This is a genomic window from Arthrobacter zhaoguopingii, from assembly GCF_009828595.1.
Taxonomy (GTDB): domain Bacteria; phylum Actinomycetota; class Actinomycetes; order Actinomycetales; family Micrococcaceae; genus Arthrobacter_D; species Arthrobacter_D zhaoguopingii.
This window is the reverse complement of the sequence record NZ_WPNY01000004.1, coordinates 307465-327123: the sequence shown is the minus strand read 5'-3', so window position 1 is coordinate 327123 and position 19659 is coordinate 307465. Positions and strand designations below refer to the sequence as shown.

The 19659-nt window shown below is 70.6% G+C and carries 18 protein-coding genes; 9 read left to right on the top strand and 9 right to left on the bottom strand.

Annotated elements, in window-relative coordinates; all coding sequences use genetic code 11:
- Nucleotides 1-168: 168 nt before the first annotated feature.
- Complete coding sequence (locus GVV86_RS08185) at nt 169-606, bottom strand: DUF4307 domain-containing protein (RefSeq protein ID WP_246669911.1); 438 nt, start codon at nt 604-606, stop codon at nt 169-171.
- An 87-nt stretch (nt 607-693) separates the two neighbouring features.
- Between GVV86_RS08185 and mca the strand changes: the two genes are divergently transcribed.
- From mca to GVV86_RS08170, 3 genes are all read left to right on the top strand, one after another.
- Nucleotides 694-1617: a mycothiol conjugate amidase Mca gene (gene mca / locus GVV86_RS08180; protein ID WP_159615661.1), complete on the top strand. Its 924-nt coding sequence runs from the start codon at nt 694-696 to the stop codon at nt 1615-1617.
- A gap of 64 nt (nt 1618-1681) precedes the next feature.
- Nucleotides 1682-2041, top strand: coding sequence for a hypothetical protein (locus tag GVV86_RS08175; RefSeq protein WP_159802459.1), 360 nt, complete (start codon nt 1682-1684; stop codon nt 2039-2041).
- Nucleotides 2042-2044: 3 nt separating this feature from the next.
- Nucleotides 2045-4162 carry a thioredoxin domain-containing protein gene (locus GVV86_RS08170; protein WP_159802457.1) on the top strand — a complete coding sequence of 706 codons (2118 nt, stop codon included), beginning with the start codon at nt 2045-2047 and terminating at the stop codon, nt 4160-4162.
- Nucleotides 4163-4176: 14 nt separating this feature from the next.
- Here the strand turns inward: GVV86_RS08170 and trhA are convergent, their stop codons facing one another.
- Nucleotides 4177-4830 (bottom strand): PAQR family membrane homeostasis protein TrhA, encoded by a 654-nt coding sequence (trhA, locus tag GVV86_RS08165; protein ID WP_159616145.1) that lies wholly within the window; start codon nt 4828-4830, stop codon nt 4177-4179.
- Nucleotides 4831-5065: 235 nt separating this feature from the next.
- Between trhA and GVV86_RS08160 the strand changes: the two genes are divergently transcribed.
- From GVV86_RS08160 to GVV86_RS08150, 3 genes are all read left to right on the top strand, one after another.
- Entirely contained in the window at nt 5066-5827 is a 762-nt protein-coding gene (locus tag GVV86_RS08160; protein ID WP_159616147.1) for an isoprenyl transferase, read from the top strand.
- A 114-nt stretch (nt 5828-5941) separates the two neighbouring features.
- The gene (gene phoH2, locus GVV86_RS08155; RefSeq protein WP_159615667.1) at nt 5942-7387 is read left to right on the top strand and encodes an RNA 5'-3' helicase PhoH2; all 1446 of its coding nucleotides are present in this window, start codon (nt 5942-5944) and stop codon (nt 7385-7387) included.
- 89 nt (nt 7388-7476) lie between these two features.
- Complete coding sequence (locus tag GVV86_RS08150) at nt 7477-7947, top strand: NUDIX hydrolase (protein ID WP_159802455.1); 471 nt, start codon at nt 7477-7479, stop codon at nt 7945-7947.
- A 110-nt stretch (nt 7948-8057) separates the two neighbouring features.
- On the opposite strand, the gene GVV86_RS08145 is transcribed toward GVV86_RS08150, so the two are convergent.
- From GVV86_RS08145 to GVV86_RS08135, 3 genes are read right to left on the bottom strand one after another with little or no spacing between them, the layout of a single operon-like run.
- Nucleotides 8058-9497: a class II fumarate hydratase gene (locus GVV86_RS08145; protein ID WP_159615671.1), complete on the bottom strand. Its 1440-nt coding sequence runs from the start codon at nt 9495-9497 to the stop codon at nt 8058-8060.
- Between the two features lie 22 nt (nt 9498-9519).
- On the bottom strand, nt 9520-10134 hold the full coding sequence (locus GVV86_RS08140; protein ID WP_120166966.1) for a carbonic anhydrase: 615 nt from the start codon (nt 10132-10134) through the stop codon (nt 9520-9522).
- A gap of 21 nt (nt 10135-10155) precedes the next feature.
- Nucleotides 10156-10800 (bottom strand): DUF4245 domain-containing protein, encoded by a 645-nt coding sequence (locus GVV86_RS08135; RefSeq protein WP_246199562.1) that lies wholly within the window; start codon nt 10798-10800, stop codon nt 10156-10158.
- 149 nt (nt 10801-10949) lie between these two features.
- Between GVV86_RS08135 and glpX the strand changes: the two genes are divergently transcribed.
- Nucleotides 10950-12014 carry a class II fructose-bisphosphatase gene (gene glpX, locus GVV86_RS08130; protein WP_159615675.1) on the top strand — a complete coding sequence of 355 codons (1065 nt, stop codon included), beginning with the start codon at nt 10950-10952 and terminating at the stop codon, nt 12012-12014.
- Between the two features lie 62 nt (nt 12015-12076).
- Nucleotides 12077-13231 (top strand): Gfo/Idh/MocA family protein, encoded by a 1155-nt coding sequence (locus GVV86_RS08125; RefSeq protein WP_159615677.1) that lies wholly within the window; start codon nt 12077-12079, stop codon nt 13229-13231.
- 5 nt (nt 13232-13236) lie between these two features.
- Here GVV86_RS08125 and GVV86_RS08120 read toward each other — a convergent pair whose 3' ends face one another.
- A complete protein-coding gene (locus GVV86_RS08120) occupies nt 13237-14937 on the bottom strand; it encodes a BCCT family transporter (RefSeq protein WP_159802453.1) in 1701 nt (566 codons plus the stop codon).
- Between the two features lie 248 nt (nt 14938-15185).
- On the opposite strand from GVV86_RS08120, the gene GVV86_RS08115 reads away from it, so the two are divergent.
- Nucleotides 15186-16211 (top strand): lipid II:glycine glycyltransferase FemX, encoded by a 1026-nt coding sequence (locus GVV86_RS08115; protein ID WP_159802451.1) that lies wholly within the window; start codon nt 15186-15188, stop codon nt 16209-16211.
- Between the two features lie 24 nt (nt 16212-16235).
- Here GVV86_RS08115 and manA read toward each other — a convergent pair whose 3' ends face one another.
- The 3 genes from manA to purE are packed head-to-tail and all read right to left on the bottom strand — an operon-like array spanning nt 16236 to nt 19635.
- The gene (manA, locus tag GVV86_RS08110; protein WP_159802449.1) at nt 16236-17534 is read right to left on the bottom strand and encodes a mannose-6-phosphate isomerase, class I; all 1299 of its coding nucleotides are present in this window, start codon (nt 17532-17534) and stop codon (nt 16236-16238) included.
- Nucleotides 17535-17554: 20 nt separating this feature from the next.
- Nucleotides 17555-19135, bottom strand: a complete 1581-nt coding sequence (locus GVV86_RS08105) for an LCP family protein (protein ID WP_159802447.1) — start codon at nt 19133-19135, stop codon at nt 17555-17557.
- Nucleotides 19132-19635 carry a 5-(carboxyamino)imidazole ribonucleotide mutase gene (gene purE / locus GVV86_RS08100; protein ID WP_159802484.1) on the bottom strand — a complete coding sequence of 168 codons (504 nt, stop codon included), beginning with the start codon at nt 19633-19635 and terminating at the stop codon, nt 19132-19134. Before purE ends, GVV86_RS08105 begins: the two co-directional genes overlap by 4 nt.
- Between the last annotated feature and the right edge of the window lie 24 nt (nt 19636-19659).

Here is a 19659-nt window from a genome sequence, read left to right as displayed (position 1 = left end):
CCCGGACCGTCGAAACGCCTCGGATCAGCGCCCGATACGCCGCCGCCCGCGTCTCCCACCCAATCTTCTTACCCACACCACACCCCGTTCCTCAAGGTGTTGCGCTAAAAACTAGAGACTGCCGGCGGCAAAGCGGGCGAACGTGCAGTTTCGGCGGGCGGAAACCCGTCAGTCGCGCGTTCCAGCGATCCAGCAGCTGTCCACGCCGCCGGAAACGCCCGGGGAGTCGGTGCGCAGTTCGACCTGCTGCGCCGTCGTGCGCCCGGCGGCACCCTCGGAGGCGGCGCCCGGCCCGATGGTCACAACCTTCCACCCGACGACGGCGTAGTTTTCGCTCAGCACCTGCACCGCGCAGCGGGCGGTGGCGTCGGTGGGCTTGGTCACCTCGAAGTCCACCCGTGCCTGCTGGCCGGAGGAGAAGGAGAACCCGACGTCCTTGAAGGAAACCCGCGGGGCTCCAGTGGAAAAGGCGAAAATTCCGATGGCGATGACGGCCGCGGCGAGGGCGCCGATGACCCACCAGCGGCGCCGTCCGGCCGCACGGACCGGCTTGGGGGCACCGTAACGATTGGCTACTCTTGGGGTAGGCGCATTTCCGGAGCTCACCTCCGTATTTTACCGTCGATTCGCGGGGCGGTTCGCCGACGCCGCCGACCGCGCCCCTGCCTCACCCGACCCTCACCAGGAGCCCGCTTGTTCAGCACGGATAACCCCGCCGCGTCCCGTCATGGATTCCGCCTCCTGGCGGTCCATGCCCACCCCGACGACGAGTCGAGCAAGGGCGCGGCGACCATGGCGAAGTACGCGGCCGCCGGCGTCGACGTGCTCGTTGCCACCTGCACGGGAGGCGAACGCGGATCCATCCTGAACGCGGCGATGGAGGGCGACCCTCATGCCCGCCGCGATCTGGCCGGCTTGCGGCGCCTGGAGATGGCCCGCGCCGCGGAGATCCTCTCGGTGAAGCAGCGCTGGCTGGGCTTCGCCGACTCGGGGCTGCCCGAAGGGGATCCGCTGCCGGACCTGCCGGCGGGCTGCTTCGCCCTGCAGCCGCTGGAACGCGCCGCCGCGCCGCTGGTCCGGCTCGTGCGTGAGTTCCGCCCGCACGTGATCCTCAGCTATGACGAGAACGGCGGGTATCCGCACCCGGACCACATCATGGCCCACCGGGTCGCCGTTGAAGCCTTCGAGGCGGCGGCGGACCCCTCCCGCTACCCCGGCACAGGAGATCCCTGGCGCGTCGACAAGCTCTACTACGACCGCGCCTTCAACCCCGAGCGTTTTCGGGCCCTGCACTTTGCCCTCGAGGAAGCCGGGATCCAGTCGCCCTACTCCGAGCGCATCGCCCAGTGGCTCGAGGCGGACGCCGAGGGGCACCAGCCGCCGGCACCCACGCACGCGACCACCACGCAGATCGATGCCGGTGACTACTTCGGGCTGCGGGATCAGGCGCTGATGTCGCATCGCACGCAGGTCGACCCCGAGGGGTTCTTCTTCGCCGTCTCCGCCGACATGCAACGGAAGGTGTGGCCCTGGGAGGACTATTCGCTCATCCACTCCCACGTGGGGTCCACCCTTCCGGAGGATGACCTGTTCGCCGGAATGCCGGAGCCGCGCTGACCCCGGGCCACGTAGAATTGGAAGGTGGCGGGCCCTCTGCCGCCGGATTTGAAAGTGGTGCAAAGTGAACCTCCCGCTCAACCTGGCCGCCGCCGTGGCTTCCTCAACCGGGGATAACCTTCGGCCGGGTCTCGACCCGGAGTCCGTGACGCCGGGAACCCTGGGCTTCATCTTCACGGTGGTGATCGTCGTCGCCGTCATCTTCCTCATCCGGGATATGAGCAAGCGGATCCGCCGTGTCCGGTACAACTCCATGCTTGACGAGAACGGGGCCGGACCCGATGCTGCCCGGCCGACAGCGACAGACCGTCCGGAAGCCCAGGACCGTCCGGAGTCCGCGGACCGTCCTGAGGCCACGAACCGTTCGGAGTCCGGGCCGGGCGCAGGTACCGGCACGGCTCCCGGAACGGCCGGACGGGACTGACCCGTGGGCGGGCGGCTGAAGGCCCAGGCATCGGCCTACCTCCGCCAGCACGCGGACAACCCGGTCGACTGGTGGCCGTTCGGGGACGAGGCGTTCGCCGAGGCCCGCGCCCGGGACGTTCCGGTATTCCTCTCCGTCGGCTACGCCGCCTGCCACTGGTGCCACGTCATGGCCCATGAGTCCTTCGAAGACGACGTTGTGGCGCAGTACCTCAACCAGCGGTTCGTCAGCATCAAGGTGGACCGCGAGGAGCGCCCCGACGTCGACGCCGTCTACATGGGGGCAACCCAGGCCATGACCGGCCAGGGCGGGTGGCCGATGAGCGTCTTCGCCCTCCCCGACGGCCGTGCCTTCTTCGCCGGCACCTACTTCCCGCCCTCGCCCATCGCCGGGCGCCCGTCCTTCCGCCAGGTCCTCGAAGCGGTCTCCGAGGCGTGGGACCAGCGCCGGGAGGAGGTGCAGCGCAGCGCCGCGGCGCTCGCCGAGGGCCTGGGCGCGGCGCAGCGGCAGAAAAGCGCCCTCGTCGGAGCCCTCGGCCTGGACTGGGAACCGGATGCGGTGCGGGTCTCCGCCGGGTCCGGCGCGCCCGTGGAGGATGCGCTGCTTGAGGCGGCGGTGCGCGCCCTGGCCGAAGGGGAGGACCGGGTGTATGCCGGCTTCGGCGGCGCACCCAAGTTCCCGCCCTCCACCGCGCTCCGCTTCCTGCTCGCCCACGCCCGGGGCACCTCGGCCATGGCGGAAGAGGCCGCCGGGCTCGCGGGCAGGACCCTCGAGGCCATGGCCGTCTCCGGCATCTACGACCGTCTCGGCGGCGGCTTTGCCCGCTACGCCGTCGACCGGGCCTGGGCGGTGCCGCACTTCGAGAAGATGCTCTACGACAATGCCCAGCTGCTGCGCCTCTACGCCGACTCCACGCTGACCGCGCGCACCGATGCCCACCGGGCGCTCGCCGCCGACGTCGTGCGCGGCACGGCGCAGTGGCTGCTCGGGGAGATGGTGGTCGCCGGCGGCGCGTTCGCCTCATCGCTCGACGCCGACACCCTCGTCGACGGGCACTCCGTCGAGGGCGGGACCTACGTATGGACCCGCGGGGAGCTGGAGGCGGTGCTCGGTGCCGAGGCGCAGGCTGTCGCGGACCTGTTCGACACCGCCGCCGGCGCGGTCGAGGACGGCGCCTTCACCCTCCACGCCGGCAGGGCCTTTACCGCCGCCGAACGCCGGCTCTGGGGCCGGGCGGCACCCCGGCTCCGTGCGGCCCGGGCCGCGCGCCCGCAGCCGGGCCGGGACAGCAAGGTCGTGGCGGGGTGGAACGGCCTGGCTATCGCGGCGCTGGCCGACTCCGGGGCGGCCCTTGGCGAGCGGCCGCTGATCGACGCTGCCGCCGCCGCGGCGTCCTACCTGCTCGAGGTTCACTGGGACGGCGCGGTGCTGCGCCGGGTCTCCCACGAGGGGCGCGCCATCGGCATCGAGGGACTGCTCGAGGACTACGCCGGGTGCGCTGAGGGTTTCTTCGCCCTGTTCGCCGCGACCGGGGACACCACCTGGTACACCGCCGCGGAGCGGCTCCTCCTCACCGCCGAACGGCGGTTCCTGCGCGGCGGACGCCTGACCGACTCCGCCGCCCCGGACGGGCCGCTGCTCGCCGCCCAGGGGTCCGAGGAAGGCTCCGAACCCCTCGACGGCCCCACCCCGAGCGGCACGGCGCTGTTCGCCTCCGCCCTGCTCACCTACTCCGCCTACAGCGGGTCCGCCCGGCACCGGGCGCTGTCCGCCGAAATCCTGCGCTACGCGGCCCACCTGGCCGACCGTGCCCCGTCCGCCGTCGGCTGGGCACTCGCGGCGGCCCAGGCCTTCGCCGCCGGTCCGCAGGAACTCGCCGTCGTCGGGGGCTCACCGGAGGCCGCGGCGGCGCTCGCCGACGCGGGGCGGCGGTTCGGGCGGGCCGGTCTCGTCCTCGCCCCGGCGGGTCCGGACGGCGCGGCGGACGGTGCCGTGCCGCTGCTCGCGGGCAGGACGCCGGGGGAGGCCGGGGCGCCCCGGGCCTATCTGTGCCGGGAAATGGTCTGCCAGCGCCCGGTTGAGACCCCGGCGGAACTCGTGGAGCTCCTTCGAGCGCCCTGAGCGCGGCCGCCAGGTCAGGCGGTGGCCGGGTCGAGCACGGCGAGCAGGATCGCCGTGAAATGGGCGGCGAACGCGGCCACGGTGAAGGCGTGGAAAAGCTCGTGGAAGCCGAAGCGTTCGACGCTGAAGTTCGGGCGGCGCAGCGCGTAGAACACCGCCCCCGCGATGTAGAGCGCGCCGCCGGCCAGGATGAGCACCGTGACCAGGGGGTCGGCCGCCCAGAAGGCGGGGAGATAGAACAGAGCGCCCATGCCTAGGGCCACATAGACCGGCACGTAGAGCCAGCGCGGCGCGTTGAGCCACAGGATCCGGAACAGGACCCCGACGAGCGCGCCCGCCCAGATGATCCACAGCAGGGTCACCGCGGTGCCGCGCTCGAGCATCGCCCAGGCCAGCGGCGTATAGGACCCGGCGATGACCAGCATGATGTTGGTGTGGTCGAGCCGCTTGAGCACCAGGCGCGTCCGCGCACTCCAGTTCCCGCGGTGGTAGACGGCGCTGACCCCAAAGAGCAGGACGCCGGTGGCGGCATACACCGCTGAGGCCGCCCGGAGCCCGCCGGTGGGGGCGGCGAGGACGAGCACGATGCCCGCCGCGAGGGCCAGGGGAGTGGCGACCGCATGGATCCAGCCCCGCCAGGACGGCTTCGCCGCCAGGGCTTCGGCCACGTCGTCGAGGGCAGCCTCCACCGGTCCCGGCCGGTCCGCGGGGGCTGGCTTCTTCCGGCGCTGAGAAGGCGAAGTCATGCAAAGAGAGTAACCTACGGTGACGTAAGTTACCGACGGGTAGCGATGTGGGAGGGCCAGGTTCCGGGTGATTCCCCGCCGGGCCGGTACCGTAGGGGTAGCGCTCCGCAAGGCGCGCGGACATTGGACCGAAAGGAAGGGCGACCCGGGCGTGTTCCTGAAGATCCCAGAATTCGCCTACAGCTTTTATGAACGGCGGCTCCAGCGGGGGCTGAGCCCGGAGCGCATTCCGCACCACATCGGCGTCATGGTCGACGGCAACCGGCGGTGGGCAAAACTCGCCGGTGCCCCGACAAGCCAGGGGCACCAGGCCGGGGCCGACAAGATCCACGAGTTCCTCGGCTGGTGCGAGGAAATCGGCGTGGACGTCGTCACCCTCTACATGCTCTCCACCGACAATATGGGCCGTCCGCAGGAGGAGATCGAGCAGCTCCTCGACATCATCGCCAACACCCTCGACCGGCTCGGCGAGAGCCACCGGGTCCGCGTCCAGCCCGTGGGCGCACTCGAACTGCTCCCCGAAGACCTCGCCGGGAAGCTGGCGGACCTCGCGGCCCAGACCGCGGACATCGACGGAGTCCACGTCAACGTCGCCGTCGGCTACGGCGGACGGCGGGAGATCGTCGACGCCGTCAAGGAACTTCTCCTTGACTCCGCGGACAAGGGTAAATCCCTTGAGCAGCTCGCGGCGGAGCTCACCGATGAGCACATCTCGTCGTTCCTCTACACGCGCGGACAGCAGGATCCCGACCTGGTGATCCGCACCTCGGGGGAGCAGCGGCTCTCCGGGTTCCTGATGTGGCAGAGCGCCTACAGCGAGTTCTACTTCTGCGAGGCGCTCTGGCCGGACTTCCGCCGCGTCGACTTCCTCCGCGCGCTGCGCGACTTCGGGCGTCGGCAGCGCCGCTTCGGTTCATAACGGTTCATCGGCAATTCATTTTCGACACGGTAATTCTGCTGCTCGTCCCGGCCGCTGTCGGCGTAGTCTTTCTCCATCCACCGGCGCCTCCGCCGGCGGACGGAGAGGCCGCCCATGACGCCGGAACGCACACCCGTTCCGCTCAGCCCGGGGAGGCCGGACCCGGCCTCCGCCCGGGCCGCCTCGCCCCACCTCGAACTCGGGGTGCCCGCACCCCGGAGCGGAGTCCACGTGGCGCCATCCAACACCACCTCATCTCCGGCCGCTGACGGCCGGCGCAGCTACGTCATCGACACCTCGGTCCTGCTGTCGGACCCGCGGGCGGTGCTGCGGTTCGCCGAGCACGAGGTGATCCTTCCCGTCGTCGTCATCTCCGAGCTCGAAGGCAAGCGCCACGACCCGGAGCTTGGCTACTTCGCGCGGAAGGCGCTGCGGCTGCTCGATGACCTGCGGGTCAAGCACGGCGGGCTGGACACGGCGGTCCCTCTCGGGGAAGAGGGCGGAACGCTGAAGGTCGAGCTCAACCACGTCTCGCCGGAGGTCCTTCCGGTTGGGTTCCGCAGCGCCGGAAACGACGCGCGGATCCTGGCCGTGGCCAAGCACCTGTCCCTCGAGGGCCGGGACGTCACCGTGGTCTCGAAGGACCTGCCCATGCGGGTGAAGGCCTCCGCCATGGGGCTGCTGGCCGACGAGTACCGCAACGAACTCGTCAAGGACTCCGGCTGGACCGGGGTGGCCGAGCTCGATGTGTCGGTGGAGGACCTCAACGCCCTCTACGACCACCGGCCGGTGCACTCGGATGCCGGCGCGGAGCTGCCCGTCAACACCGGTGCGATCCTCCATTCGCCCCGCGGCTCGGGGCTGGCGCGGGTCGGTGCGGACAAACAGCTCCGCGTGGTGCGGGCCGACCGGGACGTTTTCGGGCTCTCCGGCCGCTCCGCCGAGCAGCGCCTGGCCATCGACCTGCTGCTGGACAAGGAGGTTGGCATCGTGTCCCTGGGCGGGCGGGCCGGCACCGGCAAGTCGGCGCTGGCCCTGTGCGCCGGGCTGGAGGCCGTCCTGGAGCGGCGGGAGCACCGCAAGGTCGTGGTGTTCCGGCCCCTGTACGCGGTGGGCGGGCAGGAGCTCGGGTACCTTCCCGGCAGCGAGAACGACAAGATGAACCCGTGGGCGCAGGCGGTCTTCGACACCCTTGGCGCGCTGGTCTCGCAGGAGGTCGTCGAGGAGGTGCTCGACCGCGGCATGCTCGAGGTGCTCCCGCTGACCCACATCCGCGGGCGCAGCCTCCACGACTCCTTCGTCATCGTCGACGAGGCGCAGTCCCTCGAGAAGAACGTGCTCCTCACGGTGATGAGCCGGATCGGGCAGAACTCGCGGATCGTGCTCACCCACGACATCGCCCAGCGCGACAACCTCCGGGTGGGCCGGCACGACGGCATCGCCGCCGTCGTCGAGACCCTCAAGGGCCACCCCCTGTTCGGGCACATCACCCTGACCCGCTCGGAGCGCTCGCCCATCGCGGCACTGGTCACCGACCTGCTCGAAGGCGCTGAGATCTAGGGGCGCACTTCGGGCGGCACCCCGGCCGTGAGGGCGTACGGCCTGGGCGCGGACGGCCTGGGGTGCGGCGGTGACGTAGGGTGTTTTGCATGCCTACACCCGACTTCGTCCTTGAACTGAGGGAAAAGATCGGCCACGCCCCGCTCTGGCTGCCCGGGGTTGGTGCGGTGGTCTACAACGCGGCGGGGGAGGTGCTGCTGGGCCGGCGCGCGGACAACGGCCGGTGGACGATCATCACCGGCATGGTGGATCCGGGGGAGGAACCGGCCCAGGCGATGCGCCGGGAGGTGTACGAGGAGACCGGCGTGGACGTGGAGGTCGAGGTGCTCCTCAACGTTAGCGTCGTCGGCCCGATCACCTTCCCCAACGGCGATGTCTGCACGTTCCTGAACCTCGACTTCCGCTGCCGCTACCTCGGCGGGGAGGCCCGCGTGAACGACGACGAGTCCCTCGAGGTGGGCTGGTTCGCCCTGGATGCCCTGCCGGAGCTCAACGCGCGCCACCGCGAGCTGGTTCTCACGGCCGCCGCCGCCGACGGCGTGCCCACCTTCCAGCGCTGACCCGGTGCCCCATAGCGACGCACGCACCCGTTAACGACGAACGCACCGGATAAAACCGGTGCGTTTGTCGTTTTCGGGTGCGCTGGCCGCGGGCGGCCGCGCGGGAGGCGTCAGGCCTGCGGCGGCCGGGTCATCGAAAGGACGTCGAGTGCCGTATCGAGCTGCTCCTCCGTCAGGTCGCCGCGTTCCACGAAGCCCAGGGCGAGAACGGCCTCACGCACGGTGAGTCCCTCGGCGACGGCCTTCTTGGCGATCTTCGCGGCGTTCTCGTAGCCGATGAACTTGTTCAGCGGGGTGACGATCGACGGCGAGGCCTCGGCGAGGAAGCGCGCCCGGTCCACGTTCGCGGTGATCCCGTCGACCATGCGGTCGGCCGAGACGCGGCAGGAGTTGCTGAGCAGGCGGATCGACTCGAGCACGTTGCGGGCGATCACCGGGATGCCGACATTGAGCTCGAACGCGCCGTTGGTGCCGGCCCAGGCCACGGTGGCGTCATTGCCGATAACCTGCGCGCAGACCATGAGCACGGCCTCCGGGATGACCGGGTTGACCTTGCCCGGCATGATCGAGGAGCCGGGCTGCAGGTCGGGCAGGGCGATCTCGCCGAGGCCCGTGTTGGGGCCGGAGCCGAGCCAGCGCAGGTCGTTGTGGATCTTCGTCAGGGACACGGCGATGGTGCGCAGCATCCCGGAGACCTCAACGAGGCCGTCGCGGTTCGCCTGGGCCTCGAAGTGGTCGCGGGCTTCGGTCAGCGGAAGGGCGGTGTCGGCGGCGAGCAGCTCGATCACGCGCGCCGAGAAGCCGGCCGGAGTGTTGATGCCGGTGCCGACGGCGGTGCCGCCCAGGGGAACCTCGGCGACGCGGGGCAGGGATGCCTGAATCCGCTCGATGCCGTAGCGGACCTGCGCGGCGTAGCCGCCGAACTCCTGCCCGAGGGTGACCGGGGTGGCGTCCATCAGGTGGGTGCGCCCGGACTTCACCACGGTGCTGAACTCCGCGGCCTTGCGCTCCAGCGCCGCGGCGAGGTGCTCAAGGGCCGGGATGAGGTCGTTGGTCAGCGCCGAGGTCGCCGCGACGTGCACGGAGGTCGGGAAGACGTCGTTGGAGGACTGGGAGGCGTTGACGTGGTCGTTCGGGTGGACCGTCACCGCGCTGCCGGCGGCCTCAAGGGCGCGGGTGGCCAGGGTGGCGATGACCTCGTTCGCGTTCATGTTCGAGGAGGTCCCCGAGCCGGTCTGGTAGATGTCGACGGGGAAGTCGCCGTCGTACTTTCCCGCCGCCACCTCCTCGGCCGCGGCTTCGATGGCCCGGGCGCGCTCGCCGTCGAGCACCCCCAGTTCGGCGTTGGCCGTCGCGGCTGCCTTCTTGATGCGGGCCAGCGCTTCGATGTGCGCCCGCTCAAGGGTGGTGCCGGAGATCGGGAAGTTTTCAACGGCGCGCTGGGTCTGCGCGCGGTACAGGGCGTTCGCCGGAACGCGGACCTCGCCCATGGTGTCGTGCTCGATCCGGAATCCGGCGTCCTGGGAAGTGGTATTCGGGGTTGGCGTCATGGGCCAATTCTCGCCTCAGCGCTTACAGTGCGCCAAATCCGGAGACCCGCACAACCTTGCCCTCCGCCAGCCGGTACGATACCCCGACGACGGCGGTCGAGCCGGACTCCACGGCGTCGGCGATCACCCGGGAGCTGTCCACCAGGCGCTTGGAGGTCTGCCGCACGTGCTCGACGGCGGTGCCGTTGACCTCCGTCGTTCCGTCGCGCCGGGCGGTCAACACGGAGGGGGTGATGCGCTCCACGAGGTCCCGCAGGAACCCGGTGGGCATGTTTCCGGTGTCGATGGCGTCCATCGTCGCAGTGACCGCCCCGCAGTTGTCGTGCCCGAGGATGACGATCAGCGGCACGCCCAGCACGCTCACGCTGTATTCGAGGGAACCGAGGACGGCGTCGTCGATCACCTGGCCCGCGGTACGGACGACGAACACGTCGCCGAGGCCGAGGTCGAAGATGATCTCGGCGGCCAGCCGGGAGTCGGAGCACCCGAAGATCACGGCGAAGGGGTTCTGGTTGTGCACCAGGGAGGTTCTGCGCGAGGCGTCCTGGTTGGGGTGGGAGGAATCCGCTGCGACGAAGCGCGCGTTGCCTTCCTGAAGTCGGAGCCAGGCCTGGGCGGGGGTCAGTTGCTCGGTCACGCTGCCCACTCTACCGGTGGGTCAGGGGGACTCGGCAGTCGGCGGCGCGGGCTCGACGTCGGCCAGGACAGCCTCGGCCAGCACGTCGAATTCGGTGAGGTCGGCCTCGCCGCTGAGGATGAGCGTCGATCCGTCCACCTCGGAGGTGAGCACCGTATCGCCGTTCGAGGCATCGAGCAGCTCCCACTCGACGCCGCCGATGGTGCGTCCGCCGGAGACCTGCGCCTCACCGGCCTGCTGGGCCGTCCAGGACGGGTTGCCCTCGACGGTCTGGGTGAACTGGATGAAGCCCTTGTCCGGGGTGAGGTAGCCGACCTCCCAGTAGTCGACCCCGTCGCTGGTGCCCGAGGTCCAGCGCGCGAAGTTCGAGTTCCAGTCCTCGGGCAGCTCCGGGGCGGCCGGCTCGTAGCCGGCGTCGCCCGCGGCCTGGCCGGCGACCCGATCGACGTCGATGTCGCGCTGGTAGGTCTCGGCGGTGTGCGTGGGATTGATCAGGACGACCGGGACGACGATCGCGACGGTCGCGGCCACCGCCATCACCATGCCCACCACCGTCGAGTTGGCGCGCTTGGCCTGCGCGGGGGTCAGGACCGGCTTGGGCGCCGGATTGTCGGCACCGGGCCGGGCGCCGTCGGGCCCTGCGGTCTCCTGCTGTGCATCGCTCACCTTCCCATTTTCCCCCACCGAAGGCCCCCGGCCTAAACGGATGACCGCAAGCCCGGGCTCCACTGGCGGACCTGCCCCACTATGATGGCTTCAGGGACTGTGCCGGCCCCGCCGGCGGAACCGGACCTGCGCCAACACTGCCTTCAACGATGAGGACCCACGTGAGCGAGAACGCCGCAAACCCCACCGCCCAGAACGCCCAGTACTCCACCCTGTCGCCGGCCCTTGCCGTCGGTGACCAGGAACCGGACCGCAACCTCGCGCTGGAACTGGTGCGCGTCACCGAGGCCGCCGCCATCGCAGGCGGGCACTGGGTGGGCTTCGGTGACAAGAACCTCGCGGACGGCGCCGCGGTCGACGCCATGCGCTCACTGCTCTCCACGGTCCACTTCAACGGCATCGTCGTCATCGGCGAGGGCGAGAAGGACGAAGCCCCGATGCTCTACAACGGCGAGCGGGTCGGCGACGGCAGCGGGCCGCTGTGCGACGTCGCGGTCGACCCCATCGACGGCACCCGGCTGACCGCCCTGGGCATCAACAACGCGCTCGCCGTGCTCGCCGTCGCCGAACGCGGCACCATGTTCGACCCGTCGGCGGTGTTCTACATGGAAAAGCTGGTCACCGGCCCGGAGGCCGCGGACATGGTCGACCTGCGCCTGCCGGTCAAGCAGAACCTCCACCTGATCGCGAAGTCCAAGGGCAAGAAGGTCAGCCAGCTCAACGTCATGGTGCTCGACCGGGACCGGCACAAGCCGCTGATCGAGGAGATCCGTGCCGCCGGGGCCCGCACGAAGTTCATCATGGACGGCGACGTCGCCGGCGCGATCGCCGCTGCCCGAGAAGGCACCGACGTCGACGCCCTGATGGGCATCGGCGGAACACCCGAGGGGATCGTGGCCGCCTGCGCCATCAAGACCCTCGGCGGTGTCATCCAGGGCCGGCTGTGGCCCACCAGCGACGAGGAGAAGCAGAAGGCCATCGACGCCGGGCACGACCTCGACCGGGTCCTCTCCACGGACGACCTGGTCACCAGCGACAACTGCTACTTCGCCGCGACGGGCATCACCGACGGCGACCTGCTGCGCGGGGTGCGGTACAACAAGGACAAGGTCCTCACCCAGTCGATCGTCATGCGCTCGAAGTCCGGGACGATCCGGGTGGTCGACGGCGAGCACCAGGCCCACAAATGGGAAAGCTACGCCCGCATCAAGTAGGCAGATCAAGCAGGCAAATCAAGCAGGCACGGCGCCGGCCTCCGCCGGGGAAAGGACCGGTGATGTCGATGTCTCCGCAGCGAGATTCGACCCGCCCGCTGGGCGTGGCCGTGATCGGCTACGCCTTCATGGGCAAGGCGCACTCCCATGCCTGGCGCAATGTCGCCGGGTACTTCGAGGTGCCGGCCTTCGAACAGAAGGTCCTCGTCGGGCGGGACGCCGACTCGGTGGCCGACGCGGCCCGGCGGTACGGGTGGCAGGAATCCGAGACCGACTGGCGGAAGGTCCTGGACCGGCCTGACATCGACATCGTCGACATCTGCACTCCGGGGTGGCTGCACGCCGAGATCGCCGTCGCCGCCCTTGAGGCCGGAAAGCATGTCCTGGTGGAGAAACCGCTGGCCAATACCGTCGCGGAGGCCGAAACCATGGTCGCTGCCGCCCGCGCGGCCCGGGCGCGCGGCATCCAGTCGATGGTCGGGTTCAACTTCCGGCGGGTCCCCGCGCTCGCCCTGGCCCGCACGCTCATCGCCGAGGGCCGGCTAGGGGAGATCCGCCAGGTCCGCACGGCGTACCTCCAGGACTGGCTGGCCGACGCCGAGGCGCCCATGGTGTGGCGGCTTCAGAAGGAGAAGGCCGGCTCCGGGGCGCTGGGGGACATCGCCTCCCACGCCATCGACCAGGTGCAGTTCCTGCTGGGGGACACCGTCGCCGATGTGACCGGCCGGATGCGCACCTTCGTCGGGTCCCGCCGCGGACCCGACGGCCCGCAGGAGGTCACGGTCGACGACGCGGTCTGGGCGAGCCTGTCGCTGACCTCGGGGGCGGTGGCGAGCGTCGAGGTGTCACGGATGGCGCTGGGCCGGAAGAACGCCCTGCGGATCGAGGTCTTCGGCACCCGCGGGTCCCTTTCCTTCGACTCCGAGTCGCTCAACGAGCTCTCCGTGTTCGACGGCACGGTCGCCGCCGCCGGGCAGGGGTTCACCCGCGTCCTGGTCACCGAACCCGAACACCCCTACCTCGAGGCGTGGTGGCCGCAGGGCCACCTGCTCGGCTGGGAGCACTCCTTCACGCACGAGATCCGCGACTTCCTGGTGGCCGTGGCGGCCGGCGTGGAGCCGAGCCCGTCCTTCGAGGACGGGCTGCAGCTCCAGCGGGTGCTCGCCGCGGTCGCCGAGAGCGCGGCGTCGGGCAGTGCGATCGTGAAGGTGCCCTGACGCGCTTACTGCAGCTTCCGCCGGCGGCCGCGGAGGAGCCGGGCGCGCCGCTGCCGGGCCTCGCGAAGCGACGCCGGGCGGGGGCCGGTGACGGCCGGGTCCCGGACCAGGTCCATCATCAGCGCCGTGCACAGGCCGATCATGATGAGCAGAAACGGCGCGGCGGCGATGATGGTCAGCGTCTGCAGGGCGGAAAGGCTTCCCACCCAGAGCAGGGTTGCCGCCACCGCTCCCGTGAGCAGCCCCCACAGCACGGTGATCCACTTCGGCGGCACGGCCGCGCCGAAGGAGGACAGCGAGCCGAGGACGATGGATGAGGCATCGGCGCCGGAGATGAAGAACACGGCCACGAGGAGCACCACGATGACCGAGGTGATGGCGGCCAGCGGGTAGTCGGCCAGCAGGGCGAACATCGCCGACTCCTGGCTTTCGGCATTCGCGGCGGCGATGTCGGTGCCGGAGTCCTGCGCGGTGATCGCGGTTCCGCCCCAGACGCTGAACCAGAGCACGCTGATCGCGCTGGGCACGGCGACGACGCCGATCACGAACTCCCGGATGGTGCGCCCGCGGGAGATCTTGGCCAGGAACGAGCCGACGAAGGGCGTCCAGGAAATCCACCAGGCCCAGTAGAAGATGGTCCAGGTGGAGAGCCACTCGTGGCCGCCGAACGCGCCGGTGCGCGAGGCCATCTGCGGCAGGCTGACGAGGTAGCTGCCGGCGGAGGCCGGGATCAGCTCGAGGATGAACACCGTGGGTCCGACGACGAAGAGGAAGAACAGCAGGGCCAGGGCGAGGATCATGTTGCCGTTGGAGAGCCACTTGATGCCGCGGCTGATGCCGCTGACGGCGGAGATGACGAAGCAGATCGTCAGCAGGGCGATGATGCCGATCTGCAGGCCGAGGCTGCTTCCGGTGCCGAAGACCTCGGTGAGGCCGCCGTTGATCTGGAGGACGCCGAGGCCCAGGGAGGTCGCCGATCCGAAGAGGGTTGCGAAGATGGCGAAGACGTCGATGGCGCGCAGCGCACCGGGGGCCGGCCTGCCGCGGAACAGGGGGAGGAACGCGCCGCTGAAGCCGGCTCCGCGGCCCTTGCGGTAGGCGGAGTAGGCGAGGGCCAGGCCGACGACCGCGTAGATGGCCCACGGGTGGATGGCCCAGTGGAACAGCGTGTAGTTCATGGCCTGGCGCGCGGCGGCCGGGCTGCCCGGTTCGATGCCCTCCACGGGCGGCGTCAGGTAGTGGGAGATGGGCTCGGTGACGCCGTAGAACATCAGGCCGATGCCCATGCCGGCGCTGAACATCATGGCGATCCAGGACGGCGTCGAGTACCGGGGTTTTTCGTCGTCGCGGCCGAGCCGGATCCTGCCGTACCTGCTGAAGACGAGGAAGAGGGCGAAGGCGACAAAGCCGGTGGCGGTCGCAACGAAGGCCCAGCCGAAGTTGGTGACGAGGCCGGCGAGGACGGCGGCGGTGACGTCGGTGAATTCCGACGGGAAGATGGCCGCGGCCAGCACCAGTGCGGTGACGACGCCGAGGGCGGTGAAGAATACCGGCCGGTCAAGCCTGGCGGAGCCGGGGGCGGGGGTGGGATCCGGGTCCGGCAGGGCGGGAGCCGGGCCGGAATCAAGGCTGGATTCGGGGAGGTCGGGAGCCGGTGTGTCGTGCTGTCCGGGTGGTCCGTCAGATCGTGCGGCGGTTCTAGGCATACTTTCCACCCTACGCGCGGGTACGCCACGGGCCTGCCCGGAGACGCCTCAGGGTGTCTCTTGTCACACGGATCGAGCGCCCGGAACTCCTGCGGCCGGCGGGTGCCGCTTCCACCCGGACTGCCGTAGGAACGGTGCCGCGGGCGGTTGAACGGTCGGTGCTGCGCTCCCGAGAGGGGTGGCCCCGGGCGGTGCCGGGCGGGTTGGGGGTGCCGCCCCCGGACGGAACCCCCGGATAGAGTTGGCTCATGAGCCTCTCCGTAACGCCCTGCCTTGACCGCGCCCTCTGGGATGCCGGTGTGAACGCCCTGTCCGGTCATCCCCAGCAGCTGTGGGGGTGGGGCCAGACGAAGGCGGACCACGGGTGGTCGGTGGAGCGCGTCGAGGTGCGCGACGGCGCCGCAACGGTCGGCTCGGCGCAGGTGCTGCTGCGGAAGCTCCCGTTCCCCCTGCGCAGCCTCGCCTACATCCCGCGGGGACCGCAGGCCGTGAAAGGCCGCGAGGTGGAGGTCCTCGACGCCCTGGCGGCGCACGTCTCCTCGGCCCATGGCTCCGTCGCGCTCTCGATCGAACCGGACTGGGAGGCCGGCAGCGCGGTCGAGGCGCGTCTGGCCTCCGCCGGCTGGAAGCGCAGCACCAATACAATCCTCATCGGGCGCACCCTGATCCTGGACCTCACGCAGTCCACCGAAGACCTGCTGGCGGGGATGAGCAAGAAGCACCGCCAGTACATCCGCAAGTCGGGCCGGGAGGCCCTCGATTACCGGCGGGTCGTCCGCGGGGAGCTGCCGGCCTGCCTGGCCGTCTACCGCCAGACCGCGGAGCGGGCCGGCTTTGGAATCCACGAGGACTCGTACTACTTCGACATTTTCGACAACCTGGGCGAGGCCTCCCCGGTGTACGCGGCCTACAGCGGCACCGAGGTGGTGGCCTTCCTGTGGCTCTCCGCCAGCGACGCCACGTCCTTCGAGCTGTACGGCGGGATGACCGAGGAGGGCGAGCGGCTCCGCGCGAACTACGCCCTGAAGTGGTTCGCCATCGAGGAGATGAAGCGGCGGGGGATCACCCGCTACGACTTCAACGGGCTCCTCAACGACGGCGTCTCAAAGTTCAAGATGGGCTGGGCCGGCCACGAGGACCAGCTGATGGGCACCTGGGACAAAGCGCTCTCCCCCCTGTACCCGGTGTTCGCGTCGGCCCTGCCGCTGGCCAAGACGGCGGTGCGGGGCGGCCGGGTGCTGGTCGGAGCGGCCGCGGCCAAACTCCGCCGCTGACCCGGCCGCCGCCGGGCGCCGGACTCAGGCGCCGTCGACCCCGTCCGCGTCCCCACCGACGGTGACGGCGAAGGCGAGGACGCCCTCGTCGGTGCTTTCACCGGCCGGCCGCACCAGGACCGGTGCTTCCCCGGCGGGGATGAAGGCGCACTGGCCCCGGGTCAGCAGCAGGTCCGAGACGGGTGAGTCGAGCAGGATTGAGCCGGAGACGGCGAGGACCACCGTGGGCCCGTGCTGCGCCAGCGGCAGGTGCGAGGGAGCCATGCTTCCCTCCTGCCCGGGCCCGGAGACCGGGCCGAGGGCGATGCGCTGGAGCTGGAACTCCTCGAACGGCGGACGGTACAGTTCCTGCCCGAGCATTGTGCGCTCGGGCTGCAGCGCCGGGGGTGCGAGCGGCTCGAACACGACGGTCTTCAGGAGCTCGCGCGTGTCGACGTGCTTGGGGGTCAGCCCGCCGCGGAGCACATTGTCCGAGGAGGCCATCACCTCGATGCCGAGCCCGCTGAGGTAGGCGTGGATGTTCCCGGCGGGGAGGTAGAGCACCTCCCCGGGCTGCAGCGAGACGCGGTTGAGCAGCAGGGCGATCAGGACGCCGGGGTCGCCGGGGTACTGCGAACCGAGTTCGGCCACGGTGGCCAGGTCCCGGGTGAAGCGGGGGTCGCCGGCGTCCCCGGATCCTTCCGGCGGGGCAGACACGGCCGCTTCGACCGCCGAGACGATCTCCGGACGGGCGGCAAGGAGCATCTCGAAGCCCGACCGCAGTCCGGCGGCGCCGGATCCGAGCTCCGCAGCCACCGCCCCGAGTACCTCGGCCTCCTCCGAGCCCGGCTCCACCAGGGTCTCGAGGTGGCTGAGGACGGCGGCGGCGTCGGCCAGCGGCCGGAACCCGCACAGCGCCTCGAAGGGGGAGAGGGCGAACACCATTTCGGGCTTGGCGCTGCGGTCCTTATAGTTGCGCTCGGGCGCGTCCGGTGCGACGCCGGCGCGTTCCTCGGCGTCGAAGCCCGCCTCCGCCTGCCCGGTGCTGGGGTGCACCTGCAGCGAGAGCGCCGACCCGGCGGCGAGCACCTTCATCAGGTAGGGGAGCCGGCGCCCGAACCGCGCCGCCACCTCCCCGCCCAGGGTTCCGTCGGGGTCGGCGTCGATGACGTCGTCGAGCGGGGAGCGTCCATCCGGCAGCTGGGCCATGGACGGCGCCCCGGGGTGGGCGCCGATCCACAGTTCGGCCTCCGGCCCGCCGGAGGGGGCCCTGCCCAGGAGCTCGGCGATCGCGGTCCGGGAGCCCCACGCGTAGGGCCGGATGGTGTTCTCGAGCAGGTACATGGCGCTCCTCTTCGTCGGGATCAGGCCGGGGAGCATTCCCCGTTGTCGGCCAGCAGGGTGCTCAGGGTGGCGTCGTCACCGATGGCGGCGAGCTGGTCGAGGTACTCCTGGGTGATGCCCGGATCCGTGGTCTGTGCAGGCAGCACGGTGGTGAGGCCCGCGCGCTCGAGACCGGGCAGCTCCCCGGCGGCCCCGGCATCGGTTTCGGCGGCCGCGGCGAACTCCTGCTGGACGCGGGAGTGGATGTCGTCGAAGTTGGGGTAGGTGACGAAGTTGTCGGCCGGGGTGCCGAAGTCCGGCGGGCCGATGGTCAGGCGGCGCGTCTCGTGCTCCTTGGCCTTCAGCGCCAGGTCCACGAAGCTTCCGAGCTGGTCGGAGGGGATGTCGGTCTCGACGACCTGGGTTCCGGCGGCGGCGATCGCCTGGAAATGGGTGAGCAGCGTCGCCGGGTCGAGCTGGGCGATCATGGCCTGCTGTACGCATTGCTGCCGGGAGATGCGGTCGTAGTCGGTGACGAACTCGCGCGAGCGGGCATACCAGAGGGCGTGGAAGCCGTCGAGGGTCTGGACTCCCGGCGGGATCCAGCCCTCGGGCGGGTAGTGGCGCACCGGGTCGGTTCCGGGGATGTCGGGGCCCGAAATGGGAACCCAGCCGCCGGCGTTGATGCGGATGCCTCCCATTGCGTCAATGAGCTCCTCGAAGCCGTTGAGGTCGACGAGGAGGTAGCCCTGCACCTCGAGGCCGAGCACTCCGGACGCGGCGTCCATCATGGCCTCGGCCCCCGGGTCCTTGCTCCCCGGGTAGAGGTCGGCGTAGTTCTGGGACACCGTCGTGTAGAGGCTGTTGATGATGCACTCGTCGCCGCAGTTGTAGCCGTCGGGGTACACCTCGCGCATGGGCGAATCCTCCGGGAACGGAGCGTTCTGGAAGTTGCGCGGGATGCTGAAGGTGATCGTCGCCCCGGTCTTGGCGTCGACGCTGATGACGGAGATGCTGTCGGGGCGGCGCCCGGTGCGGTCCTCCCCGGCGTCGCCTCCCATCAGCAGGAAGTTGTAGCGGCCGTCAACGGGGTCGAAGGCCGGCCCGGCCTGAAAGATCGAGCCGACGGTGGAGCGGCCGAGGCCCAGGAGGTAGGCGCCGTAGGCGAGCGAGCCGCTGGTGGCGAACATGACGACGGCGAGGGCGGCGGCCACCAGGGGCCGCACCCCGCGCTCGAGCAGCGGCAGGCAGATAATCCGTAAGGTGTTGATGAACAGGAACGCCCACCCGGCGGCCAGCGCCAGCAGTACGGCGATCAGCAGCAGCGACCACAGCTGGTGGGTCACCATGGTCACGAGGATCTGCCGCTTCGAGGCAGCCAGGACGGCACCGGCGATGGCCAGGACCCAGACGGTGAGGGTGACCCGCAGCGCCCGGCGGCCGAGGCTCCGGTCGCCGGCGACGATCTGGGCCGAACCGGGCAGGAACAGCGTCAGGACGAGCAGGAAGAAGGCACGCTTGGTCCGCACCTCGGGCGGGGCCGACTGGGGATAGCGCACCGGATCGGTGAGCTGCCCGCGGACGCCCCGCGCGGGGGTGGAGGCGCTTGGGTTGTCGATCATGGGGCCTCCGTCGCCCGGCGTCCGGCGCGCCCGCGCAGGGCGGCGCCCTTCGCTGTGGCCGTCTCCTTCAGGTCCGCTGCGAAGGAGACGAGCCGGGCCCTCAGCCTTTCGGCGGTTTCGCCCTCACCGGCGGCGAGGATGCGGGCAGCGAGCAGTCCCGCGTTGCGGGCTCCGCCGATCGAGACGGTGGCCACGGGCACACCCGCTGGCATCTGGACGATGGAGAGCAGCGAGTCGATGCCGTCGAGGTACTTCAGCGGGACGGGCACACCGATCACCGGCAGCGGGGTCACGGCGGCGAGCATCCCGGGCAGGTGTGCGGCTCCGCCGGCACCGGCAATCAGGACGCGCAGCCCGCGTTCGTGCGCCTGCCGGCCGTACTCGATCATCTCCACGGGCATCCGGTGCGCCGAGACGACGTCGGCCTCGTACGCGATCCCGAACTCGTCGAGGGCCGCGGCCGCCTGCTCCATGACGGGCCAGTCCGAATCCGAACCCATCACCAGTCCCACCAATGGGTTGAT